Below are 18,968 nucleotides of genomic sequence, written 5' to 3'. Positions count from 1 at the left end.
GCGGGCGGCCCTGGTCGGGTCAGAGTGCGGCCTGGATGGCCGCGGCCAGCTGGTCCGTGGCCCGGGCCGGATCCTTGTTGTCGGAGTTCACGAAGTTGGTGACGACATCAAAGATCTGGCCCTGGACGTAGCTGGTGGTGGCCAGGCCGTGGGCGAAGCTGGGCACCAGGCCGCCGTCCTGGGCGCTGCGCTTGAAGGTTTCCATGGAGGCCTGGGCGCAGGCATCGAAGCCGGACATGTCCATGTCGGTGCGGACCGGAATGGAGCCTTTGGCCTGGTTGAACACGGTCTGGAATTCCGGTTCCAGGATGGTCCGGGCCAGATCCTTCTGGGCCTGGCTGTTGTCTTCGTCGTTCAGGCGGAACATGGCGAAGGAGTCGACGTTGAAGGTGAACTCGCCGTCGGTGCCGGGTGCCGGCGCGCAGATGTAGTCCTTGCCCGGGGTCAGGCCGGCGGCGGTGAATTCACCCTTGGCCCAGTCGCCCATGATCTGCATGGCGGCCTCGCCCCGGATCACCATGGCGGTGGCCGAGTTCCAGTCCCGGCCGGCGGCGTTGGGGTCGACGTAGCTCATCACCTTGGCGAACTCGGCGAACACGGTCTCCATCAGCGGGCTGTTGATCACCGCCATGTCGTGCTCGACGAAGGCCCGGGCGTAGTCCTCCGGCCCCATCACCGCCAGGGCCACCGCCTCGAACACGGTGGCGTCCTGCCAGGGCTGGCCACCGTGGGCCAGGGGAATGTAGCCCGCCGCCTTGAGCTTGTCGGCGGCGGCGTAGAACTCATCCAGAGTGCGGGGCAGTTCGACGCCGGCCTGTTTCAGGACATCCGGGTTGGCCCAGATCCAGTTGACCCGGTGCACGTTGATGGGCACGGCCACGTAGTGGCCCTCGTATTTCATGACATCGGCGATCACCGGCGGGATCAGCTGATCCCAGTGGTTGGCCTCGGCGACATCGTCCAGGTTGGTCAGGAATCCCAGCTTCGCCCATTCCCGGATGTCCAGGCCCTTGATCTGGGCGGCGGCGGGCGGATTGCCGGATACCGCCCGGGTCTTGAGGACGGTCATGGCCGCTTCGCCGCCACCGCCGGCGACGGCGAAATCCTTCCAGGTATGGCCCTGTGCCTCCATCATGTCCTTCAGTGCCGCGGCCGCGCGGGCTTCGCCCCCGGCGGTCCACCAGTGCAGGACTTCGACTTCCCCGGCCTGGACGGCGGCCGGAAGCAGGGAGGCAGACAGTGCGAATGCGGACAGTGTGCGTTTGATGCTGCTCATGCGACGATCCCTTTTTTTGTTGTATGGGTAGCGTCGGAGTCTATGGCAGAAGGCGGGTAGGGGATGTATCAAACTGAAAAGCCGTTGTAACAGGGTTGTTACATTGGCGAACCGTGGCGGGGCAGGGTGACCGTGACCCGCAGGCCGCCCTCGGGCCGGTTGCCGAGGGTCAGGTCGCCGCCGTGGCTCTGGGCGATGTTGCGGGCGATTCCGAGCCCGAGTCCGTGGCCGTGCCGGTGCGTGTCCAGCCGGACGTAGGGCTCGAAAATACGAGACAGCTGCGGCTCGGGAATGCCCGGCCCGTCGTCCTCGACGTGGACCGTCAGACGGTCCGCGCCGTCCTCGATGCGCACCCGGGGTCGGCGGCCGTATTTGACGGCGTTGTCCACCAGGTTGCCGAAGCAGCGTTTCAGGGCCAGCGGCTTGCCCCGGTAGGGCCGGCACTGGCCCGTCAGGGTTACCGGCCCGGCGTCGTCGCCCGGGTAGGCGTCCACGATGCCGCGCAGCAGGCCGGTCAGGTCCACCCACTCGGCGTTCTCGTGAATCTCGGTGTCCCGGATGGTCTGGAGGGCGCTTTTCACCAGCAGCTCCAGTTCCTGCAGGTCCGCTTCCAGGCGCTCGCGCATGGTGTCGTCCTCGAGCAGGTCAACCCGCAGGCGCAGCCGGGTGATGGGGGTCTTCAGGTCGTGGGAGATGGACCGGAACAGCTGGTTGCGGTCGTTGATGTAGCTCTGCAACCGTCGCCGCATGGCGTTGAAGCCTCGGGTGACCGCCACAATCTCGGCGCTGCCCCGCTCCGGCAGCGGTGGCGCCTGGTCGTCCAGCGGCAGCTCCCGGACGGCGCCGGCCAGGGTGCGCAGGGGGCGGGTCTGCTGGCGAATCAGCCAGGCCAGCACCGGGAAGAGAATGGCGATCATCACCACCAGAAACAGCAGCTGCTGCTTGGGAATGCCTTCGTCTTCGAGGGAGACATAGGGCGCGGGCAGGGCCGCCGCCAGGTACAGCCATTCGTGTTCGGCCACTTCGATCTGGGTGACCAGCACCGGCGGGTTCAGGGGCTCCAGGGTGAGGGCGTAGTGGGCCCAGGACCGAGGCAGGGCATCCAGCGGCAGCTCGTTGTTGAGGATGCGCAGGTTGTCGGGGTGGACGAACTCCACGTGCAGGTTGGCCCGGTTGCCCAGGCGCTTGCGCAGCACCGATTCCACCTCGCCGATCACCAGCCGTTTGCGCTCGGTGTCCGGCAATGGGGTCATATCGATGCGGCGCTCGTTCAGCGACACGAAGAACCGGGTGCCGCCCATGTTGCGCAGCTGGTCCAGTACGATGTGCCGGTATTCCAGTGGCAGGGAATCGAAAAACTGCGCGGTGGCGGCCACCGACTGGGCCAGGTTGCGGGTGGTGGCCAGCAGCCCCTGCACCTGCTGGGCCCGGAAGGTGGCGACCCAGGCCAGGCTGGAAATCACCTGGGCGCTGGCCATGGCGACCAGGGTCAGCAGCAGCACCCGCCCCAGCAGCGAGGTGGGAAACCCACGCCAGGGCCGTCGTGCCCGGGGGGACGTCGGGTTACTCCGAGGCATGGCGTACCGTCGCCGCGAGCAGGTAACCGGCCCCGCGCACGGTCTTGATCAGTTTTGGGCTGCGGCCCCGGTCGCCGAGGCGCTGGCGCAGTCGGCTCACCGCCACGTCCACCACCCGGTCCAGGGGCAGGGATTCCCGGCCCCGGGTTACCTCGGAGATGGTGTCCCGGTCCAGCACCCGGTTGGGGTGCTGGAGAAACAGCTGGAGTAGGGCAAAATCGGCCCCGGAGAGCGGGGTGACCCGGCCCTGCTCGTCGATGAGTTCGTGGGCCAGGGTGTCCAGGCGCCAGCGGTCGAACAGGAGGTAGCGCGGGTTGTCGGATTGGGCGAACCGGGCCCGGCGCAGCAGGGCCTTGATCCTGGCCTGCAGCTCGCGGGCGCTGAAGGGCTTGGCCAGGTAGTCATCGGCGCCCAGCTCCAGCCCCACCACCCGGTCGGTTTCATCGGAGCTGGCGGTCAGCATGATGATCGGCACCCGGGAATGTGCCCGGATCTGGCGGCACAGGGTGAAACCGTCATCCCCCGGCAGCATCACGTCGAGGACGATCAGGTCGACCTGGGTGGTATCCAGGCGGGCGTGCATGTCCGCGCCGTCGCCGGCGGTCAGCACCGTGTAGCCAACCCGGGTCAGGTGTTCCTGCAGCAGTTCCCGGATGGCCGCGTCGTCGTCGACCACAAGGATCGAGGCTTGGGTGTCGCTCATGGTCTGGGCTGTTGTTCGAGTTGTCGTGACATCGGGGCGCGCGGGGCCGGCGGCCCGCGCCCTTGGGTTAGGCGAAGTCTAACGCGCGCGCGGGGTTTCGGCCAGGGAGCCTGAGTCTCCGGCGGCGGGGCGCCGTTCGAGGACGTCGCGCGCGCCTTCCTGATCCAGGTTGATGGCACGGATGGGGTAGGGAATGGTGATGCCTTCCTCGGCGTAGCGCTTGTGCAGGGCTTTGATGAAGGCGGACTTGACCCAGAACCGGTTGAAGTACTCCCGGGCCCGCAGCATCACGGTAAAGTTGATGCTGGAGTTGTCGAAGGTGTGGAACAGCACGAAGGTGTTGTAGTCGGGCACGCCCCACTCGTGGGTTCGCAGGATATCCCGGGCCACCTCCAGCGTGACCCGCTCCACGTGTTCCAGGTCCGAGTCGTAGTGCACGCCGACTTCCACCGGCACCGACAGTTCCTTCTCCGGGTAGTAGTAGTTGATGATTTTGGAACCGGACAGCAGGCTGTTGGGCATGATCACCATGTTGTTGGGCAGCATCCGGATCCAGGTTGAGCGCCAGCCGATGCGGTCCACGAAGCCCTGTTCCCCGGATTCCAGCTCGATGAAGTCGCCGACGCGGATGGGCTTGTCCACCAGCAGCTGCACCCCGGAGAAGAAGTTCTCCAAGGTCGGTTGCAGGGCCAGCGCCACCGCCAGGGAGGTGATGCCGAGAGAGGCGATCACCGGCGTGATGGAAATGCCCATGGTGCCCATCAGGATCAGCAGGCCCAGCCCCCAGACCAGGCCCCGGCTGATGCCCTGCAGGATGCCCCGGCTGCCCTTCAGGGCATCGGACTGACCGGCGTAGGCGCGGATGGCGCCGCTGCATAGGCGGTCCACGAACAGCACCACAGCCAGGATCAGCAGAAAGTACTCCAGGGGGCCGGCGTAGGCTTCCAGCGCATCGGACATCAGCGCCAGGTGTGCGGCCAGGAATTTGAACTGCACCACCGTCAGGCACAGGATCAGCAGGGTCAGAGGCCAGGGCAGGGCGGAGAGGATCAGGGAATCCACGGTGAACCGGCTACGGCCGACCACGGCGGCGGCCCGCCCCAGAATAAGGCGTTTGAGCAGCAACAGGGCCAGCAGCGTGACCAGCGGGATGCCGGTGGCCAGGACCCAGGGATTCAGCCAGAGGCCGCTGGAGGTGAGGGTGTCCATGTTCCGGTCTCGTGGGGTGCGGGGGTGCTCGGAATGTCAAGCAAGTTCCGTTCCCTCGGAGCGGCGTGGCGACTCCGGGGCTAGAACAGCCCCAGCTGCGGTTGCTCCGCCTCACGAAGCGGCAGTGGCGCCAGCCCGGGGATCCGGGTCATGAGCATCTCGGTCCAGAGCCGGGCCAGGGCCACGGCCTCGTTGTTGTCCGGCATGTGCAGGAACAGGAACGGCCGAGCCCCGGCATCGAGCCAGGCGGCGACCCGGTCCAGCCAGGGCGCCAGGAATGGGCGGTTGGCGTCCAGCTGCGGATGGCCGATGTAGCGGATCACCGGTGCCGCCTCGCTGGGCAGCAGGTGCACGGGCAGTCGGGGCTTCTTGCGCTGGGCGTCGAGGGTGGTGTCGTTGTCCGGTGGGGCTGAGAACAGGGCACGGCTGTCCAGGCAGACCCGGGCCAGGCGGCGTTCGCGCAGGCCCCGGTTCAGGGCCCGTTCCGCTTCGCCCTTCTGGAAGAAGGCGGGGTGCCGGACCTCCACCGCCAGGGTCAGGGGCGGTGGCAGGGCGTCGGCAAAGCGCCACAGGTTATCCAGGTGCTCCGGCCCGAACGCCGCCGGTAACTGCACCAGAAAGGGGCCCAGGACGTCCCGCAGCGGGGCAAGCCGTTCCAGAAAGTCCCGCACCGGTGCATCGACGCCGGCCAGCAGCCGGTCGTGGCTGATGGGGCGGGGGAACTTGAACAGAAAACGGAAGTCGTCCGGAACCTGTTGGCGCCATTGCTGGCACTGCGCCTGGCTGGGGGTGGCATAGAAGGTGGTGTTGCCCTCGACGCAGTTGAACACCCGGCTGTACCGAGCCAGCGGGCTGGGGCCCGGCGGCAGCAGCCGGTTCCAGGCGGGCGCCTGCCATTGGGGAGCACCAAGATAGTGGGGAAGGTGGGGGTGCGGGGAACTCACGAAACCTCTCGCTTCGGGGCGTCTCCTAGGCGGCCACGATCCGGTTCTTGCCTGTGCGCTTGGCTTGATACAGACGCTGGTCGACCTGCTCCAGGAAACCGCCGACGGTGTCGTCGCGGCTGGGAACGATGGTCCCCAGGCCGATGCTGAGCGTGACCAGCTGACCGGCGTCGCTGTCGCCATGGGGAATCTGTTCCCGTAGCAGCAGGCGGTGGCACCGCTGGGCCACGCTCATGGCCGCTTGGGCGTCGGTTTCCGGCAGGATGATCACGAACTCCTCGCCACCGAAACGGGCCACGAAATCCCGGGCGCGCTTGGCGGCGGACGTCAGCACCGAGCCGATCCGCTTCAGGCATTCGTCGCCCTGTAGGTGGCCGTGGCGGTCGTTGTACTGCTTGAAGTTGTCGATGTCGACCAGGATCACTGACAACGGCTGACGGCGCCGGGCCGCTTCGCCCCAGTTCTCGTCCATCACCCGGTCGAACATGCGTCGGTTGGCGACGCCGGTGAGCCCGTCCTTGAACGAGTATTCTTCCAGCTGCTTCTGCAAGGCCGCCAGCTCCTGCTCGGTCTTCTTGCGCTCGCTGATGTCGAACATGAAGCCGACCAGGGCCTCCACCTCGCCCTGCTCATCGCGTACTACGTGCACCACGTCGCGGATCCAGACGTAGTCGCCGTCTCGGGTCAGGGCACGGTAATCCGCCTCGTGATCGACGCCGTCACGGGACTGGGCCACGCAGAAATTCACCACCCGTTCCCGGTCATCCTCATGCATCCGGCTGGCCCAGTCGTCGACGCTCACCCAGCTTTCCGGTGACCAGCCAAGCAGGGCCTCGATCTGCGGTCCGATGTAAGCGAAGCGCAGGGTCTTCCAGTCAATCTTCCAGGGAATGGCCCGGGTGGATTCCAGCAGGGTCTTGTACACCGAGGGGTCGGCGTGTGGTTCAGGGGGTGTGTCGGTCACGGCATCTGCTCCGGTGTCGGGGGCGGGACGGTCCGGGGGCCGGCCGGCCAGTTCAGCTCTTACCATAGTGCATTTCCGGCGCCAGGGGTAGCGGTGCCGGCGCCCTGGGCTCAGGCGGCCTGCGCTGCCGTTTCCCGGGCCACCGCCCGGGGTGCCCCGAGCGCCAGCAGCACGGCGCCGGCCGAGCACGCCAGCATGGTCACCACGATCGGCAGCAGGGCGTGGCCGCCATACACCGACGACAGTGCGCTGATGGCGCCGGAAAGGGTGAACTGGGCGGCTCCGAGCATGGCTGCGGCGGTCCCCCCGAGGTGGGGAAAGAATTCCAGAGCATTGGCCATGTTGTTGGGGATGATGCCGCCCTGGCAGCCGATGGCGGCAATGATGCAGGTGGCCACCAGCCACAGAGGGCCGTCCATCGCCACCACAATCACCAGTGCCACCAGCGCCAGGAACTGCAGCAGAACCTGGGCCCGCAGCAGGATCACCGAGGGAAAGTGGCGGAGCAGGGGACGGTTGATCAGGTTCAGGGTGGCCATCAGCGCAATGTTGGCGGCGAACAGCAGAGCGAAGCGCCCCTCGGAGAGACCGAACCACTCCTGGTAGATGAACGAGGAGTGGGTGATGAACAGCAGCATGGTGCTGAAGCACAGCACCTGAATACCCACGAAACGCATGGTGGTGGTGTGCCTGAGTACCAGCAGGTAGTTGGTTACCAGCGTGCTGACCGGAGTGCGAGCTTTTGGCCGGGGGCGCAACCGGGGGAAGAGCGCCCCCTGCAGCGCCAGCGCCACCACCACCGCGTAGCCGGCCAGCAACAGGAAAATCCCATGCCAGTCGCCCAGGGTGAGTATCAGCGCCCCGAGGGACGGTGCCGCAGCCGGCGCGATGAACATGATCAGCCCGATCAGGCCGAACAGCCGGGCCGCTTCCTGGCCACCCACCTGATCACGCACGATCGCCGGCACCGAGACGGCACAAAAGGCTCCGCCAATACCCTGAACGATTCGCCAGCCGACCATGCCGGACAGGGTTTCCGCCTGGGCCACCATCGCCGCGGCGGCCGCGAACACCGCCAGCCCGCCCAGCAGGACCGGACGCCGCCCGTACCGGTCCGACAGCGGGCCGCCCACCAGCTGCGCCAGCCCCAGGGTGGCCACGTAGGCGCTGAGGGTCAGTCCCACCTGATTGTGGGCGATGCCCAGCGCCTCGGCAATGCTGGGAAAGGCCGGCAGATAGGCGTCCAGCGCCAGAGGCCCCAGGGCAACGGTCATGCCAAGCAACAACGCGAGCTGGAAATGCGACACGTCTTTCTCCTGTGGAAAAAATGGTAGACAGCTAACAATAGTTCGCGACGGGGGGCAATGGGCAGTTTCCGAAGGGGCCCTGGGGAAGAGCGCCACCGGTCCGGGCAGCGCTCAAATTCCCGTCACCGGCCGCCAGGCCGCGGCAATGCCGCGTTTGCACCGGCTTTCCTGTCAATTCTCACAAAGTTATCCACAGTTTTTGTGAGTAAGGTCCAACGCTTTGGCTATGGTGGCGGCAGGTCTCAGTCCGAGGCTTGGCGCTCTTCTTGATCGGACGCCTGAGGTTCGGCCGCCGCTGACTCATAGGTCTGTTTTTCTATCTTGGGGGCGGGCGGCGTCCAGGCTTTCAGCCATTGGCCGGCTTCCTGATAGAAGTGAGGCACGGCTTTTTCCACTTCTTCGATGAAGACTTTTCGACCGCTGAACTTGCCGGCGAGATCCACTTCGTAGACCACGTCAAAGGTGGTTGCGGTGGAATTTGATGTGGTCGACTCAATCAGCTCCGGTGCGGCCTGAAGGTCTTTAAGTGGCTGGTAGGTTGTTTCGGCTTTTCCCGGGCGGGTGGCCCGGATGAAAAAGCCTCCGGGGTTGGTTTTCCTCAGCTGGCGCAGCAGCCAGTTTACCCTCGCCTTGGTGCTTCTCTTGTCCTTGGGGGCGGCGAGCTTCATGCTGCAATAGATCATCCGCCGTTGCACATCCGCCGAGACGTCAAGATCGGCGGCCGCGTTGGGGATACTCAGGGCGCAATGCAGGGTATGAGTCTTGCAAAACTGGTCGGCGTCATCCTTCAGACGCTTGGCGGGGTCCAGGCGATGTTCATGCTTGAGCTTCAATGAGACCGTGCTGCCGGTCAGCCGGGTCATGATGAGGCAGAGATCACGCTGCTCCTGGTGCCAAGCCGCGATGGTATTCTGTACTTCATCGCTGGTCTTGGTGAGGTGGGCATTGCTTTTGACCTTGTTGACGATGTCCTTCCACTCGGGGTTCATCTGGTCGAAATGGCTGATGCCGGAGCGGTCGCTTTCGAAATAGCGAAGGATTTCTCGCAGGATAAAGACCTGATCCTCGTCTTCAACGTCTTCGTTCTTGAGCAGCAGGGCACATTGCGTTCGTACGAATGCCCACGACCAGTGGTACAGATTCACACTCTTGGTCGCCGTTTTGGGAAGGGCGACGGGATGGTGGGTGGGCAGGGCGGAGAATTGATTGGTGATTGTGATAACCGCATCGATACCGTGTGCTTTGGCTTGCTGGAGGTAACGCGAAATTTGCTCTTCGGAAACCGTTTCGTTGCCAATTTTCGCTTCAATCAGCGCCTTCCACTCTTTCTTGCCCGTTCTGAGGATGAGCAGGCCATCGGGCCTGTCGTTGCTAGGGGCGCTTACCTTGTCAGTGGTGCTGAAGACCACTTCAGTCCAAGCCTCCAGTGTTGCTCGGGCTCCGACACGAACGCCTATGGATTTCAACAAAGCCTGTCTGAGTTCGTAAACCGATCGCATTCCGGCGAGGAGAACGGACGCGGACTTCTGTTCTCGTGCACTGTCACTGACAATCGGAATGAGCCTCGCAGGCTCGCCGCTGCGGAGGAAATCGGGGCGGTGTTCCATCGTTTCTCCCTTTTGTTTGTCATTTGTATGCCTTCCTAGCTTCTAGCTTAGTACACGCTACGAAGTTTTCCCCGGCCGCCACGGAGGCTGTGCAAAATCCCGACATCCCGCGCCAGGCCGCGAAAATACGACGTTTGCACGGGCTTTCCTGGCGATTCTCACAATGTTATCCACAGTTTTTGTGAGTAATCCGGCCTCGGGATTGCAACTCGCATCCGGCTCGTTGACAATCGGACTCCTGCTGGAGTTATCAAACACTCACTTTATTGTTTGACTGTCAAAGAGGAAGAACCGGTGACACAGCCTGTAAGCTACGAACTGAACGACGGGATCGCGACGGTGACCATCCACAACGGCAAGGCCAATGCGCTCGGCCACGAGGTTTTCGAGGGCTTGAACGAGGCCCTGGACCGGGCGGAGCAGGACCGGGCTGTGGTTATTCTCGCCGGCCAGCCGGGGATTTTCTCCGGCGGTTATGACCTGAAGGAAATGCAGAAGGGCCCGAAGGAGGCCGCGGCGCTGGTGACCGTGGGTTCGCGCTTCACCCGTCGGCTGGCGGCCTTTCCGCTGCCGGTGATTGCCGCCTGTGGCGGCCATGCCATTGCCAAGGGGGCGTTCATTCTGCTGTCGGTGGACTATCGGATCGGAGTCGAGGGGCCGTTCAAGCTGGGTCTGAATGAAGTGGCCATCGGTATGACCATGCACCATGCCGGCATTGAGATTGCCCGGCACCGGCTGGCTCCGGCGCACTTTTACCGGGCTGTGGTGAATGCCGAGATCTATGATCCACAGGGTGCGGTGGTGGCCGGATTCCTGGACGAGGTGGTGGCGCCGGAGTCCCTGATGGTCCGGGCGCGGGAACGGGCGGCCCAGCTCAGGGCGCTGAACCTGCGGGCGCACCGGGAAACCAAGCTCAAGGCGAAGGCGGACTATCTGGCGCTGCTGGATCGCTGCATTGAGCAGGATGCCGAGCATCTGGGGCTGAACGGCTGAGCCGTCCGGACCGACGGAGGACAACAGGGGCCGCAGTGTGCGGCCCCTGTTGTCTGGATCAGTGCTTGAAGTGGATGACCGAGCGGATGCTCTTGCCTTCGTGCATCAGGTCGAAGGCGGTGTTGATCTCGTCCAGCCCCAGGGTATGGGTGATGAAGTCATCCAACCGGAACTCGCCCTTGAGGTAGCGCTCGACGTAGCCGGGCAGCTCGGAACGGCCTTTCACGCCGCCGAAGGCGGACCCTTTCCAGACCCGGCCGGTGACCAGCTGAAACGGGCGGGTGGAGATTTCCTGGCCGGCGCCAGCGACGCCGATGATGACGGACTCACCCCAGCCCTTGTGACAGCACTCCAGGGCGCTGCGCATGACGTTCACGTTGCCGATGCACTCGAATGAGTAGTCCACGCCGCCGTCGGTCATTTCGATGATGACGTCCTGTATCGGCTTGTCGTAGTCGTTCGGGTTGATGCAGTCGGTGGCGCCCAGTTTGCGGGCCAGCTCGAACTTGCTTTCGTTGATGTCGATGCCGATGATACGCCCAGCCTTGGCCATGGTGGCGCCGATGACGGCGGACAGGCCGATGCCGCCGAGCCCGAAGATGGCCACGGTGGCGCCTTCCTCGACCTTGGCGGTGTTCATCACCGCGCCCATGCCAGTGGTGACGCCGCAACCGAGCAGGCACACTTCTTCCAGCGGCGCCGCCTTGTTGATCCGGGCCAGGGAGATTTCCGGCAGCACGGTGTACTCGGAGAAGGTGGAGCAGCCCATGTAGTGGTGGATGGGCTTGCCGTCCTTGTAGAACCGGGTGGTGCCGTCGGGCATCAGGCCCTTGCCCTGGGTCTCGCGGATCTTCTGGCACAGGTTGGTCTTACCGGATGTGCAGAACTTGCACTCGCCGCACTCGGGGGTGTACAGGGGAATCACATGGTCGCCCACCGCGACACTGGTGACGCCCTCGCCCACCGCTTCCACGATGCCGCCGCCTTCGTGGCCGAGAATGGCCGGGAACACACCTTCCGGGTCCTCGCCGGAGAGGGTAAAGGCGTCGGTGTGGCAGACCCCCGAGGCGACAATTCGCACCAGCACCTCGCCGGCCTTGGGCGGCATCACGTCCACCTCTTCGATCGACAGCGGCTGGCCCGGTCCCCAGGCGATGGCGGCCCGGGATTTGATCATTTCGCTCATAGCATGCTCCTGTGTCGGGAAACGTGGTGAATCCGGCCTGTCGCCGTTCGCCCTTCAGTATAGATGCCCGGCTTCTTGAGATAATCGGATAGAATTGAAAATCACCTTTACTCATTGGCAACAATCCGTGGAGACGAACGCCTGTGAACTGGGACGGCGTCAGTGAATTCGTGGCGGTGGTGGAGGCCGGCAGCTTTACCGCCGCGTCCCGGCGTCTGGGGATATCCACTGCCCAGGTCAGCCGCCAGGTCAGCGCGCTGGAGGAGCGGCTGGGAACCCGGTTGCTGTACCGCACCACCCGCAGGGTATCGATGACCGAGGCGGGGCAGGTGTACTACCGGCACTGCCGGCCGCTGCTGGACGGCCTGACGGAGGCTGAGCAGGCGGTCACCGAACTGCAGCAGGTACCCCGTGGCCTGCTGCGGATGACCGCGCCGGTCACCTACGGCGAGAACATCGTGGCGCCGCTGGTGAACGATTTCCTGGCGCGCTATCCCGATCTGGAGGTGGACCTGGTGCTGACCAACCGCAGGCTGGATTTGGTGGCGGAGGGGGTGGACCTGGCCATCCGCGCGGGGCAGCTGGAAGATTCCACCATGGTGGCCCGGCGCCTGGCCTCCCGGGCCTTCCATGTCTGTGCCTCGCCGGAGTATCTGGCGGTGCACGGCGAACCCCGGACGCTGGCGGACCTGGACCGTCATCAGTGCCTGCGAGGCACCCTGGATATCTGGCGCTTCCAGGAGCAGGGGCAGCCCCGGCAGGTGCGGGTGCAGGGGCGCCTGCACTGCAACAGCGGCTGGGCGCTGGTGGATGCCGCCCTCAAGGGGCTGGGGATTGTCCAGCTGCCCGAGTACTACGTGCAGGCGCACCTGGACACCGGCCGACTGGTGCCGCTGCTGACCCCGTATCAGGTCGCGGACGACGGCATCTGGGGGCTGTATCCCCGGACCCGCCACCTGTCCGCGAAGGTGCGGATGATGCTGGATCACCTGGAACGGAATCTGTAACCCCGGGGCGGTCAAATTCCCGTCATATTCCGGGAATGCGCGTGGTGTCTTGCTTCCTGCGGCCTATCCTGCGCTTGCTCACAAAGTTATCCACAGTTTTTGTGCACAACCCCGTGGGTTTTTCCCGCCCGGGCCTATCGCCAAGGCCCGGCCGTCGTGCTATATCAGCACCCGACGTTATCAACCACATCGGGAAGCGAACATGCCCAAAGCCAGTGAAATCAAAAAGAACCAGGCCATCGAGTACGAGGGTCGGGTGTATTTCGTCAAGGACATCGAACGTTCCGTACCCCAGGGTCGTGCCGGAGGCAGCCTGTACCGCATGCGGATGTACGATGTGGTGACCAACCAGAAGCTGGACGAAACCTTCAAGGATTCGGACATGCTGAACCTGGCCGATCTGGTGCGCCGGCCAGCGATGTTCTCCTACGCCGACGGCGATGAATACGTGTTCATGGACTCCGAGGACTTCACCCAGTACATGCTCAACCGGAGCGCCATCGAAGAGGAACTGCTGTTCATCACCGAGGACACCCAGGGGCTGATGGTAATTCTGGTCAGCGAGACGCCGGTGGCGCTGGACCTGCCGCCGACGGTGGAGTTGGTGGTGGCGGAAACCGACCCCTCCATCAAGGGGGGCTCGGCGACGGCCCGCACCAAGCCGGCGCGTCTGTCCACCGGACTGGTGGTGCAGGTGCCGGAGCATATTTCCACCGGCGACCGCATCAAGGTGAACGTGGAGGAGCGCAAGTTCCTGAGCAGGGCCTGATTTTTCCGCCGCGGCGGGTTCGGGTATCGTGACGGCTGGGGTGTCACGGAGACCAAGACGCATGCCAAGAAAAACTTCGGGACGGATGCGCGCCGCCGGTCGCTGGCTGGCCGGCGGCCTGGCCGGACTGCTGATTGCGCTGGTTCTGGTGCTGCTGCTGTTCCGGTTCGTGAACCCGCCCACCTCGGCGTTCATGCTGGCCTACCGGATCGGGCATCCGGACCAGGCGCCGAGCCAGCAGTGGGTGGCGCTGGAGGCGATTTCACCGTGGATGCCGCTGGCGGTGGTGGCGAGCGAGGATCAGCGTTTCCCGGAGCACTGGGGATTGGACTTGGCGGCGATCCGGAGCGCGGTTCGGGAGTATGCCCAGGGTGAAGGGCTGCGGGGGGCCAGCACCATTACCCAGCAAACCGCCAAGAATCTGTTCCTGTGGAATGGCCGGAGCTTCGTCCGGAAAGGGCTGGAAGCCGGCCTGGCGGTGACCCTGGAGGCGTTGTGGCCGAAACGGCGCATTCTCGAGGTTTACCTCAACATCGCCGAATTCGGGCCCGGCATCTACGGTGTGGAAGCCGCGAGCCGGGCCTTTTTCGGTATTCCCGCCCGTCAGTTGTCCCGCGGTCAGGCCGCCCGGCTGGCCGCGGTGCTGCCCAACCCGAAAGTGTTCCGGGCGGATCGGCCCAGCGCCTATGTCTGGGAACGGGTACGCTGGATCCGCCGACAAATGGACCAGCTGGGGCTGGCCTACCTCGGCGGTCTGTGACGACCGCCGGGGCAGGATGGCTCAGGCCAGGTGGTGTACCGGCTGCAGGCCGTAGACCGGCGTCGGCAGCCCCTCCATGCGCGCCTTCAGCTGCAGCGCCAGGTACAGGGAGTAGTGCCGGGACTGGTGCAGGTTGCCGCCGTGGAACCAGAGACCGTCCTGCTGAGTCGGCTTCCACATATTACGCAGTTCGCCTTCCCAGGGACCGGGGTCCTTGGTGGTATCCGATCCCATGCCCCAGCACTTGCCCACCTTGTCGGCGACCTCCTGGGAGATGATGCGGGCGGCCCAGCCGTTCATCGAGCCGAAGCCGGTGGCGTAGACGATCAGGTCGGCGGGCAGCTCGGAGCCGTCGGTGAGCACCACCGAGCGGGGTTGGATCCGGGCGATGCTGACCCCGCTGCGAAGTTTGATTTCACCTTGGGCGACCAGTTCGGAGGCGCCCACGTCAATGTAGTAGCCAGAGCCGCGGCGCAGGTATTTCATGAACAGCCCGGAGCCGTCGTCGCCAAAGTCCAGCAGGAACCCGGCCTTGCTCAGCCGGCGGTAGAAGTCTGCGTCCCGCTCCTGGATCTGTTCGTACACCGGTTTGTGGAACTCCGGCATGATCCGGAACGGAATGGAGGCAAACGTCAGGTCCGCCTTTTCGGTGGTGATGCCATTGGCCACTGCCTGTTCGGAATAGAGCCCGCCCAGGGCGAGCTCCATGAGGCTGTCGGACTTGACGATGTGCGTGGACGAGCGCTGGATCATGGTGACGTCGGCGTCGTTCTCCCAGAGCGCGGCGCAGATGTCGTGGGCCGAGTTGTTAGAGCCCAGCACGATGCATTTCTTGCCCTTGTAGGCTTCGCCGCCCGGGTGCCGGCTGGAGTGGTGCTGTTCGCCCTCGAATGTGTCCATGCCCGGAATGTCGGGGATGTTGGGAATGCCCGACATGCCCGTCGCCAGCACCAGCTGTTTCGGGCGCAGGGTCACCGGCTGGCCGTCCCGGCGCACCTCCACGATCCATTCCTGCCGTTCCGTGTCGTAGCGGGCGCCGGTGCACTCCGTGGAACTCCAGTAGTTCAGTTCCATGACCTTGGTGTACATCTCCAGCCAGTCGCCGATCTTGTCCTTCGGGCAGAACACCGGCCAGTGCTCCGGGAACGGCAGGTAGGGCATGTGGTCGTACCAGACCGGATCGTGCAGGCACAGAGACTTGTAGCGGTTGCGCCAGGAGTCGCCGGGGCGGGGGTTGCGTTCGACAATCAGGGTGGGGACCTCCAGCTGGCGCAGCCGGGCGCCCAGGCCGATGCCGCCCTGGCCACCGCCGATGATCAGGCAGTACGGCTGGCGCCGGTACCCCAGTTCCCGTTCCTCCTCCTGCCGGGCTTCCAGCCAGGTTTTCCGGGACTTGCTGGCGCCGTGCTGGGCGCCCTTGGGCCGGCGCGGGCCCCGTTTTTCCGGATAGTCCTTGAGCTCCTGCATGGTGGTGAGCAGGGTCCAGGCCTTGCCGTCGCGCAGGCGCAGGTGGCCCTTGCCCCGGGCGTCGGCGGTTTCAAAGGTCAGCCAGGCTTCGATGACGCCGTTCTGTTCGCTGGCGTTTTCAGCGAGGCGCCAGTGGCCGGGTCGCCGCTGCTGGGCGGTGGCCGTCAGCATGTCCCGGATCTGGTCCCGGCCCTCCATGGTCTTGATGTTCCAGGTCATGGCCACCAGGTCGCGCCAGAAGCCGCCCTCCTCGAACAGCTCGGCGGCCTGTTCCGGCGTATCCGAACACAGGGTTTCCGAGAACGCCGCCAACCAGTGTTCGACGTCCTGATTCGGGGTTGCGTGGGGTGTTGTCATGGTCTGTTCTCCTGCGTTGTTGTTGTTCGCACCGGGGCCGGGTGCAGGGCCCGTGCCAACCCGGCCGGCGGGCCAGGTGGCGGTTGCTAACGGTCTGGTGCGGCGGATGTTTTTTCGATAAATGCCGGGGCGGGCGGCGACCTCGGAGGGGCCGCTCCCGATTCCGGATGTGACAGGTGTCCGCGTTCCGGGGCGCGCCGACGTGACACCTGTAACGGGATAACCGGTACCAAGGGGGGATGCGGCGGTGCCCGGAAACACGATAAGCTGAAGGCGCATTGCCGCGGTGTCTCTAAACGATGACAACAACAAGACCGTCCGGGAGCTCTGCCATGAACACACAACAGGCCCAACGCCGCCACATCGATGCCATCCTCCGTTACGCCGACGACGGTTCGCCGCCGGAGTCGCCGGGCAGCGAACTGATCGGACGCTCCTGGACGCGGTGCCTCAGGGACTATGGCCTCGACCCGAGCCGGCCCCGCAGTGCCCGGATCGTGACCCAGCAGACGCTGCGGGAGCATCAGGATTCGGTGGACGAGTTCCTCAGCGTGGCCCGGGCGGGGGTGGAACAGTTGTACGGCATGATTGCCCGGCTGGGGTACGTGCTGCTGCTCACCGATCACCGCGGCATCACCGTCCAGTACCTGGGCGATCAGCGCTCGGACCGGCGCCTGCGCAAGGCCGGATTGTATCTGGGCGCCGACTGGAGCGAGCCGTACGCCGGCACCTGCGCCGTGGGGACCTGCATTCAGGAGAACCAGGCGCTGACCTGCCACCGAATCGACCACTTCGATGCGACCCACATCGGCCTGACCTGCACCTCGGCGCCCATCCGCGATCCGTCCGGCAAGCTGCTGGCGGTGCTGGACATCTCCGCCCTCGATTCGCCCCAGGCCCGGCACAGCCAGACCTTTGCCCTGCATCTGACCCAGCTTTACGCCCGGATGATCGAGGACGCCTACTTCCTGCGACGCTATCGCAATCAGACGGTGTTTCGTTGCGACGCCTCCCGGGAGTTCGTGCAAGTCAATGGCCAGTACCTGTTCGCCATTGACGACGAGGGGGGCATCGGGGCCGCCAACACCGCCGGCCGCTCGCTTCTGGACGGGCGGCCGGAGACCGGCGACGGGGCCAGTCTGACGCAGCTGTTCGACTGCCGGCTGCGGGACATCTGGAGCATTCCCTACGATCAGGACGACCAGGTCCGCGCGTTTCGTCTTCGGCAATCGGGGGAAACCCTGTTCGCGGCCCTGATCCAGCCGCGCGCGCCGGTGCCGACGACGGCCGGGAAGCCCCGGGAACACTCCGAGGACGTCGTGCCGGAGCTGGACCGCCTGGCCGCCGATGACCCGGTCATGCGCCGCACCCTGGGCCTGGCCAAGCGGCTTCGCAACCGCGACGTGGGCCTCCTGATTCTGGGCGAAACCGGGACCGGCAAGGAGGTGTTGGCGCGGGCGATCCATGCCGCCAGCCACCGCAGCCGGGGTGCGTTCGTGGCGATCAACTGTGCCGCCATCCCCGAGTCGCTGATCGAGAGCGAGCTGTTTGGCTACGTTGCCGGGGCCTTCACCGGGGCACGCGCCAGGGGCATGCGCGGCCTGATCCAGCAGGCCGACGGTGGCACGCTGTTTCTGGACGAGATCGGGGATATGCCCCTGCCGTTGCAGACCCGTTTGCTCCGGGTCCTGGCCGAGGGCGAGATCCTGCCCATCGGTGCCGACCGTCCGGTGCGGGTGAACTGCCGGGTGATCGCGGCCACCCATCAGGATCTGGGCGAGCGGATCGCGCATGGCCAGTTCCGGGAAGACCTGTATTACCGTCTCAATGGCGCCACCCTGAGGCTGCCACCGCTGCGGCGGCGGGCGGACCGGCCGCACGTGATCCGTTCGGTGCTGGATACCCTGGTGGCGCAGGGGCGGCTTTCGGCGGTGCGTCTGCGGGCCGACGCGATGAGCGCTCTGCTGGCCTACGACTGGCCGGGCAACATCCGCCAGCTGGTCAATGCCCTGGCTTTCGCCGAGGCCACCTGCGAAGGCGGCGAAATCACCGCCAACGACCTGCCGGAGGAATGTGTGTCCGGTTGCCTGCCGCCGGCGGACGACGGCCCGGCCGGGGACGAAAGCCCCCTGCGACGGGCGCTGCGCGCTGAGCAAGGCAACATTTCCGCGGTGGCGCGGCGGTTCGGGGTCTCCCGCCCCACCGTATACCGCTGGCTGGCGCGGGAGGGGATCGCGCTGCGGCGCCTGCCCGGCTAACCGGGCGGAGTCTCGGTGGAGCGGCCGCCGTTCATGCTGCTCTCCTCGTGCGGCGCCAGCCACAGGAACAGCCCCAGCGCCGCCAGTAGCAGGGCGGTGCTGACAATGATCGCCACCGGGTAGTAGAGGTTGCCGGCGAGGTCGAGCTGGCTGTACTTGATGATCATGATCAGCCCCTCCAGGGACATCGCCACGCAGGCTGTGGCGATGAACCGGGGCAGGGTGCGTCGCAACATGGTGATCAGGTCATGGGACTCGGAACGGCCGCTGTACTCGGAGCGGATGACCATGGCCAGCTCATACACCGCCAGGGCGATGACGCTGCCGTTGACCCCCTTGATCAGCACCTGCATCAGGCTCTGTTCCGAATCCAGGTGGTGGAACACCTCCACCACCGTCGCCAGGACCAGGGAGAACGACAGCAGAAAAAAGATCAGCGAGAAAAAACGGGCGAACAGGGCCCGGACGGGAATCGATGCCAGCAGGTTGAGCATCCGGTAAAGCCTCCGAGGGTTGCCATAGTCTGTCGGCACAGGCTACCCATGCTGCCCCGGGGCTGTCGCTTACGGATGGCACATGGTCTG

The 18,968-nt window shown here is 65.3% G+C and carries 16 protein-coding genes; 5 read left to right on the top strand and 11 right to left on the bottom strand.

Going from position 1 to position 18,968, the window contains the following annotated elements; all coding sequences use genetic code 11:
* Positions 1 to 19 precede the first annotated feature (19 nt).
* The 8 genes from BTO32_RS10065 to BTO32_RS10030 all read right to left on the bottom strand — a co-directional run bounded on the left by BTO32_RS10065 (position 20) and on the right by BTO32_RS10030 (position 9,587).
* Entirely contained in the window at positions 20 to 1,276 is a 1,257-nt protein-coding gene (locus tag BTO32_RS10065; protein WP_076724513.1) for an ABC transporter substrate-binding protein, read from the bottom strand.
* A gap of 98 nt (positions 1,277 to 1,374) precedes the next feature.
* Positions 1,375 to 2,853, bottom strand: coding sequence for an ATP-binding protein (locus BTO32_RS10060; RefSeq protein WP_076724512.1), 1,479 nt, complete (start codon positions 2,851 to 2,853; stop codon positions 1,375 to 1,377).
* Positions 2,840 to 3,556: a response regulator gene (locus BTO32_RS10055; RefSeq protein ID WP_076724511.1), complete on the bottom strand. Its 717-nt coding sequence runs from the start codon at positions 3,554 to 3,556 to the stop codon at positions 2,840 to 2,842. The genes BTO32_RS10060 and BTO32_RS10055 overlap by 14 nt, the downstream gene beginning before the upstream one ends.
* 78 nt (positions 3,557 to 3,634) lie before the next feature.
* Positions 3,635 to 4,765, bottom strand: coding sequence for a mechanosensitive ion channel family protein (locus tag BTO32_RS10050; protein WP_076724510.1), 1,131 nt, complete (start codon positions 4,763 to 4,765; stop codon positions 3,635 to 3,637).
* Positions 4,766 to 4,845: 80 nt separating this feature from the next.
* The gene (locus tag BTO32_RS10045) at positions 4,846 to 5,709 is read right to left on the bottom strand and encodes a DUF72 domain-containing protein (RefSeq protein WP_076724509.1); all 864 of its coding nucleotides are present in this window, start codon (positions 5,707 to 5,709) and stop codon (positions 4,846 to 4,848) included.
* 25 nt (positions 5,710 to 5,734) lie between these two features.
* Positions 5,735 to 6,739 (bottom strand): GGDEF domain-containing protein, encoded by a 1,005-nt coding sequence (locus BTO32_RS10040; RefSeq protein WP_084206829.1) that lies wholly within the window; start codon positions 6,737 to 6,739, stop codon positions 5,735 to 5,737.
* A gap of 44 nt (positions 6,740 to 6,783) precedes the next feature.
* The gene (locus BTO32_RS10035) at positions 6,784 to 7,980 is read right to left on the bottom strand and encodes a multidrug effflux MFS transporter (protein ID WP_076724508.1); all 1,197 of its coding nucleotides are present in this window, start codon (positions 7,978 to 7,980) and stop codon (positions 6,784 to 6,786) included.
* Positions 7,981 to 8,222: 242 nt separating this feature from the next.
* On the bottom strand, positions 8,223 to 9,587 hold the full coding sequence (locus BTO32_RS10030) for a hypothetical protein (protein WP_076724507.1): 1,365 nt from the start codon (positions 9,585 to 9,587) through the stop codon (positions 8,223 to 8,225).
* Between the two features lie 294 nt (positions 9,588 to 9,881).
* Here BTO32_RS10030 and BTO32_RS10025 point away from each other — a divergent pair, with 294 nt between their 5' ends.
* A complete protein-coding gene (locus BTO32_RS10025) occupies positions 9,882 to 10,580 on the top strand; it encodes a crotonase/enoyl-CoA hydratase family protein (RefSeq protein WP_076725072.1) in 699 nt (232 codons plus the stop codon).
* Positions 10,581 to 10,638: 58 nt separating this feature from the next.
* Here BTO32_RS10025 and BTO32_RS10020 read toward each other — a convergent pair whose 3' ends face one another.
* A complete protein-coding gene (locus BTO32_RS10020) occupies positions 10,639 to 11,757 on the bottom strand; it encodes an S-(hydroxymethyl)glutathione dehydrogenase/class III alcohol dehydrogenase (protein WP_245820331.1) in 1,119 nt (372 codons plus the stop codon).
* Between the two features lie 152 nt (positions 11,758 to 11,909).
* Between BTO32_RS10020 and BTO32_RS10015 the strand changes: the two genes are divergently transcribed.
* The 3 genes from BTO32_RS10015 (at position 11,910) to mtgA (ending at position 14,302) form a co-directional block, all read left to right on the top strand.
* Positions 11,910 to 12,773 (top strand): LysR substrate-binding domain-containing protein, encoded by an 864-nt coding sequence (locus tag BTO32_RS10015; protein WP_076724505.1) that lies wholly within the window; start codon positions 11,910 to 11,912, stop codon positions 12,771 to 12,773.
* A 202-nt stretch (positions 12,774 to 12,975) separates the two neighbouring features.
* A complete protein-coding gene (efpL, locus tag BTO32_RS10010; RefSeq protein ID WP_076724504.1) occupies positions 12,976 to 13,542 on the top strand; it encodes an elongation factor P-like protein EfpL in 567 nt (188 codons plus the stop codon).
* A gap of 61 nt (positions 13,543 to 13,603) precedes the next feature.
* On the top strand, positions 13,604 to 14,302 hold the full coding sequence (gene mtgA / locus BTO32_RS10005; protein ID WP_076724503.1) for a monofunctional biosynthetic peptidoglycan transglycosylase: 699 nt from the start codon (positions 13,604 to 13,606) through the stop codon (positions 14,300 to 14,302).
* 21 nt (positions 14,303 to 14,323) lie between these two features.
* Here mtgA and BTO32_RS10000 read toward each other — a convergent pair whose 3' ends face one another.
* A complete protein-coding gene (locus tag BTO32_RS10000) occupies positions 14,324 to 16,126 on the bottom strand; it encodes an NAD(P)/FAD-dependent oxidoreductase (protein WP_076724502.1) in 1,803 nt (600 codons plus the stop codon).
* 332 nt (positions 16,127 to 16,458) lie between these two features.
* Between BTO32_RS10000 and BTO32_RS09995 the strand changes: the two genes are divergently transcribed.
* Positions 16,459 to 18,384, top strand: coding sequence for a sigma-54-dependent Fis family transcriptional regulator (locus tag BTO32_RS09995; RefSeq protein ID WP_076724501.1), 1,926 nt, complete (start codon positions 16,459 to 16,461; stop codon positions 18,382 to 18,384).
* Here the strand turns inward: BTO32_RS09995 and BTO32_RS09990 are convergent.
* A complete protein-coding gene (locus tag BTO32_RS09990) occupies positions 18,381 to 18,878 on the bottom strand; it encodes a hypothetical protein (RefSeq protein WP_076724500.1) in 498 nt (165 codons plus the stop codon). The genes BTO32_RS09995 and BTO32_RS09990 overlap by 4 nt on opposite strands.
* Between the last annotated feature and the right edge of the window lie 90 nt (positions 18,879 to 18,968).

The sequence above is a fragment of the Marinobacter lutaoensis genome, assembly GCF_001981305.1.
GTDB lineage: Bacteria > Pseudomonadota > Gammaproteobacteria > Pseudomonadales > Oleiphilaceae > Marinobacter > Marinobacter lutaoensis.
This window is presented reverse-complemented; position numbering and strand designations above follow the sequence as displayed.

Coding starts and splice junctions, on each gene's coding strand:
- BTO32_RS10065 (WP_076724513.1), bottom strand. CDS start 1,276: ATGAGCAGCATCAAACGCACACTGTCCGCATTCGCACTGTCTGCCTCC.
- BTO32_RS10060 (WP_076724512.1), bottom strand. CDS start 2,853: ATGCCTCGGAGTAACCCGACGTCCCCCCGGGCACGACGGCCCTGGCGT.
- BTO32_RS10055 (WP_076724511.1), bottom strand. CDS start 3,556: ATGAGCGACACCCAAGCCTCGATCCTTGTGGTCGACGACGACGCGGCC.
- BTO32_RS10050 (WP_076724510.1), bottom strand. CDS start 4,765: ATGGACACCCTCACCTCCAGCGGCCTCTGGCTGAATCCCTGGGTCCTG.
- BTO32_RS10040 (WP_084206829.1), bottom strand. CDS start 6,739: ATGGTAAGAGCTGAACTGGCCGGCCGGCCCCCGGACCGTCCCGCCCCC.
- BTO32_RS10030 (WP_076724507.1), bottom strand. CDS start 9,587: ATGGAACACCGCCCCGATTTCCTCCGCAGCGGCGAGCCTGCGAGGCTC.
- BTO32_RS10020 (WP_245820331.1), bottom strand. CDS start 11,757: ATGATCAAATCCCGGGCCGCCATCGCCTGGGGACCGGGCCAGCCGCTG.
- efpL (WP_076724504.1), top strand. CDS start 12,976: ATGCCCAAAGCCAGTGAAATCAAAAAGAACCAGGCCATCGAGTACGAG.
- mtgA (WP_076724503.1), top strand. CDS start 13,604: ATGCCAAGAAAAACTTCGGGACGGATGCGCGCCGCCGGTCGCTGGCTG.
- BTO32_RS10000 (WP_076724502.1), bottom strand. CDS start 16,126: ATGACAACACCCCACGCAACCCCGAATCAGGACGTCGAACACTGGTTG.
- BTO32_RS09995 (WP_076724501.1), top strand. CDS start 16,459: ATGAACACACAACAGGCCCAACGCCGCCACATCGATGCCATCCTCCGT.
- BTO32_RS09990 (WP_076724500.1), bottom strand. CDS start 18,878: ATGCTCAACCTGCTGGCATCGATTCCCGTCCGGGCCCTGTTCGCCCGT.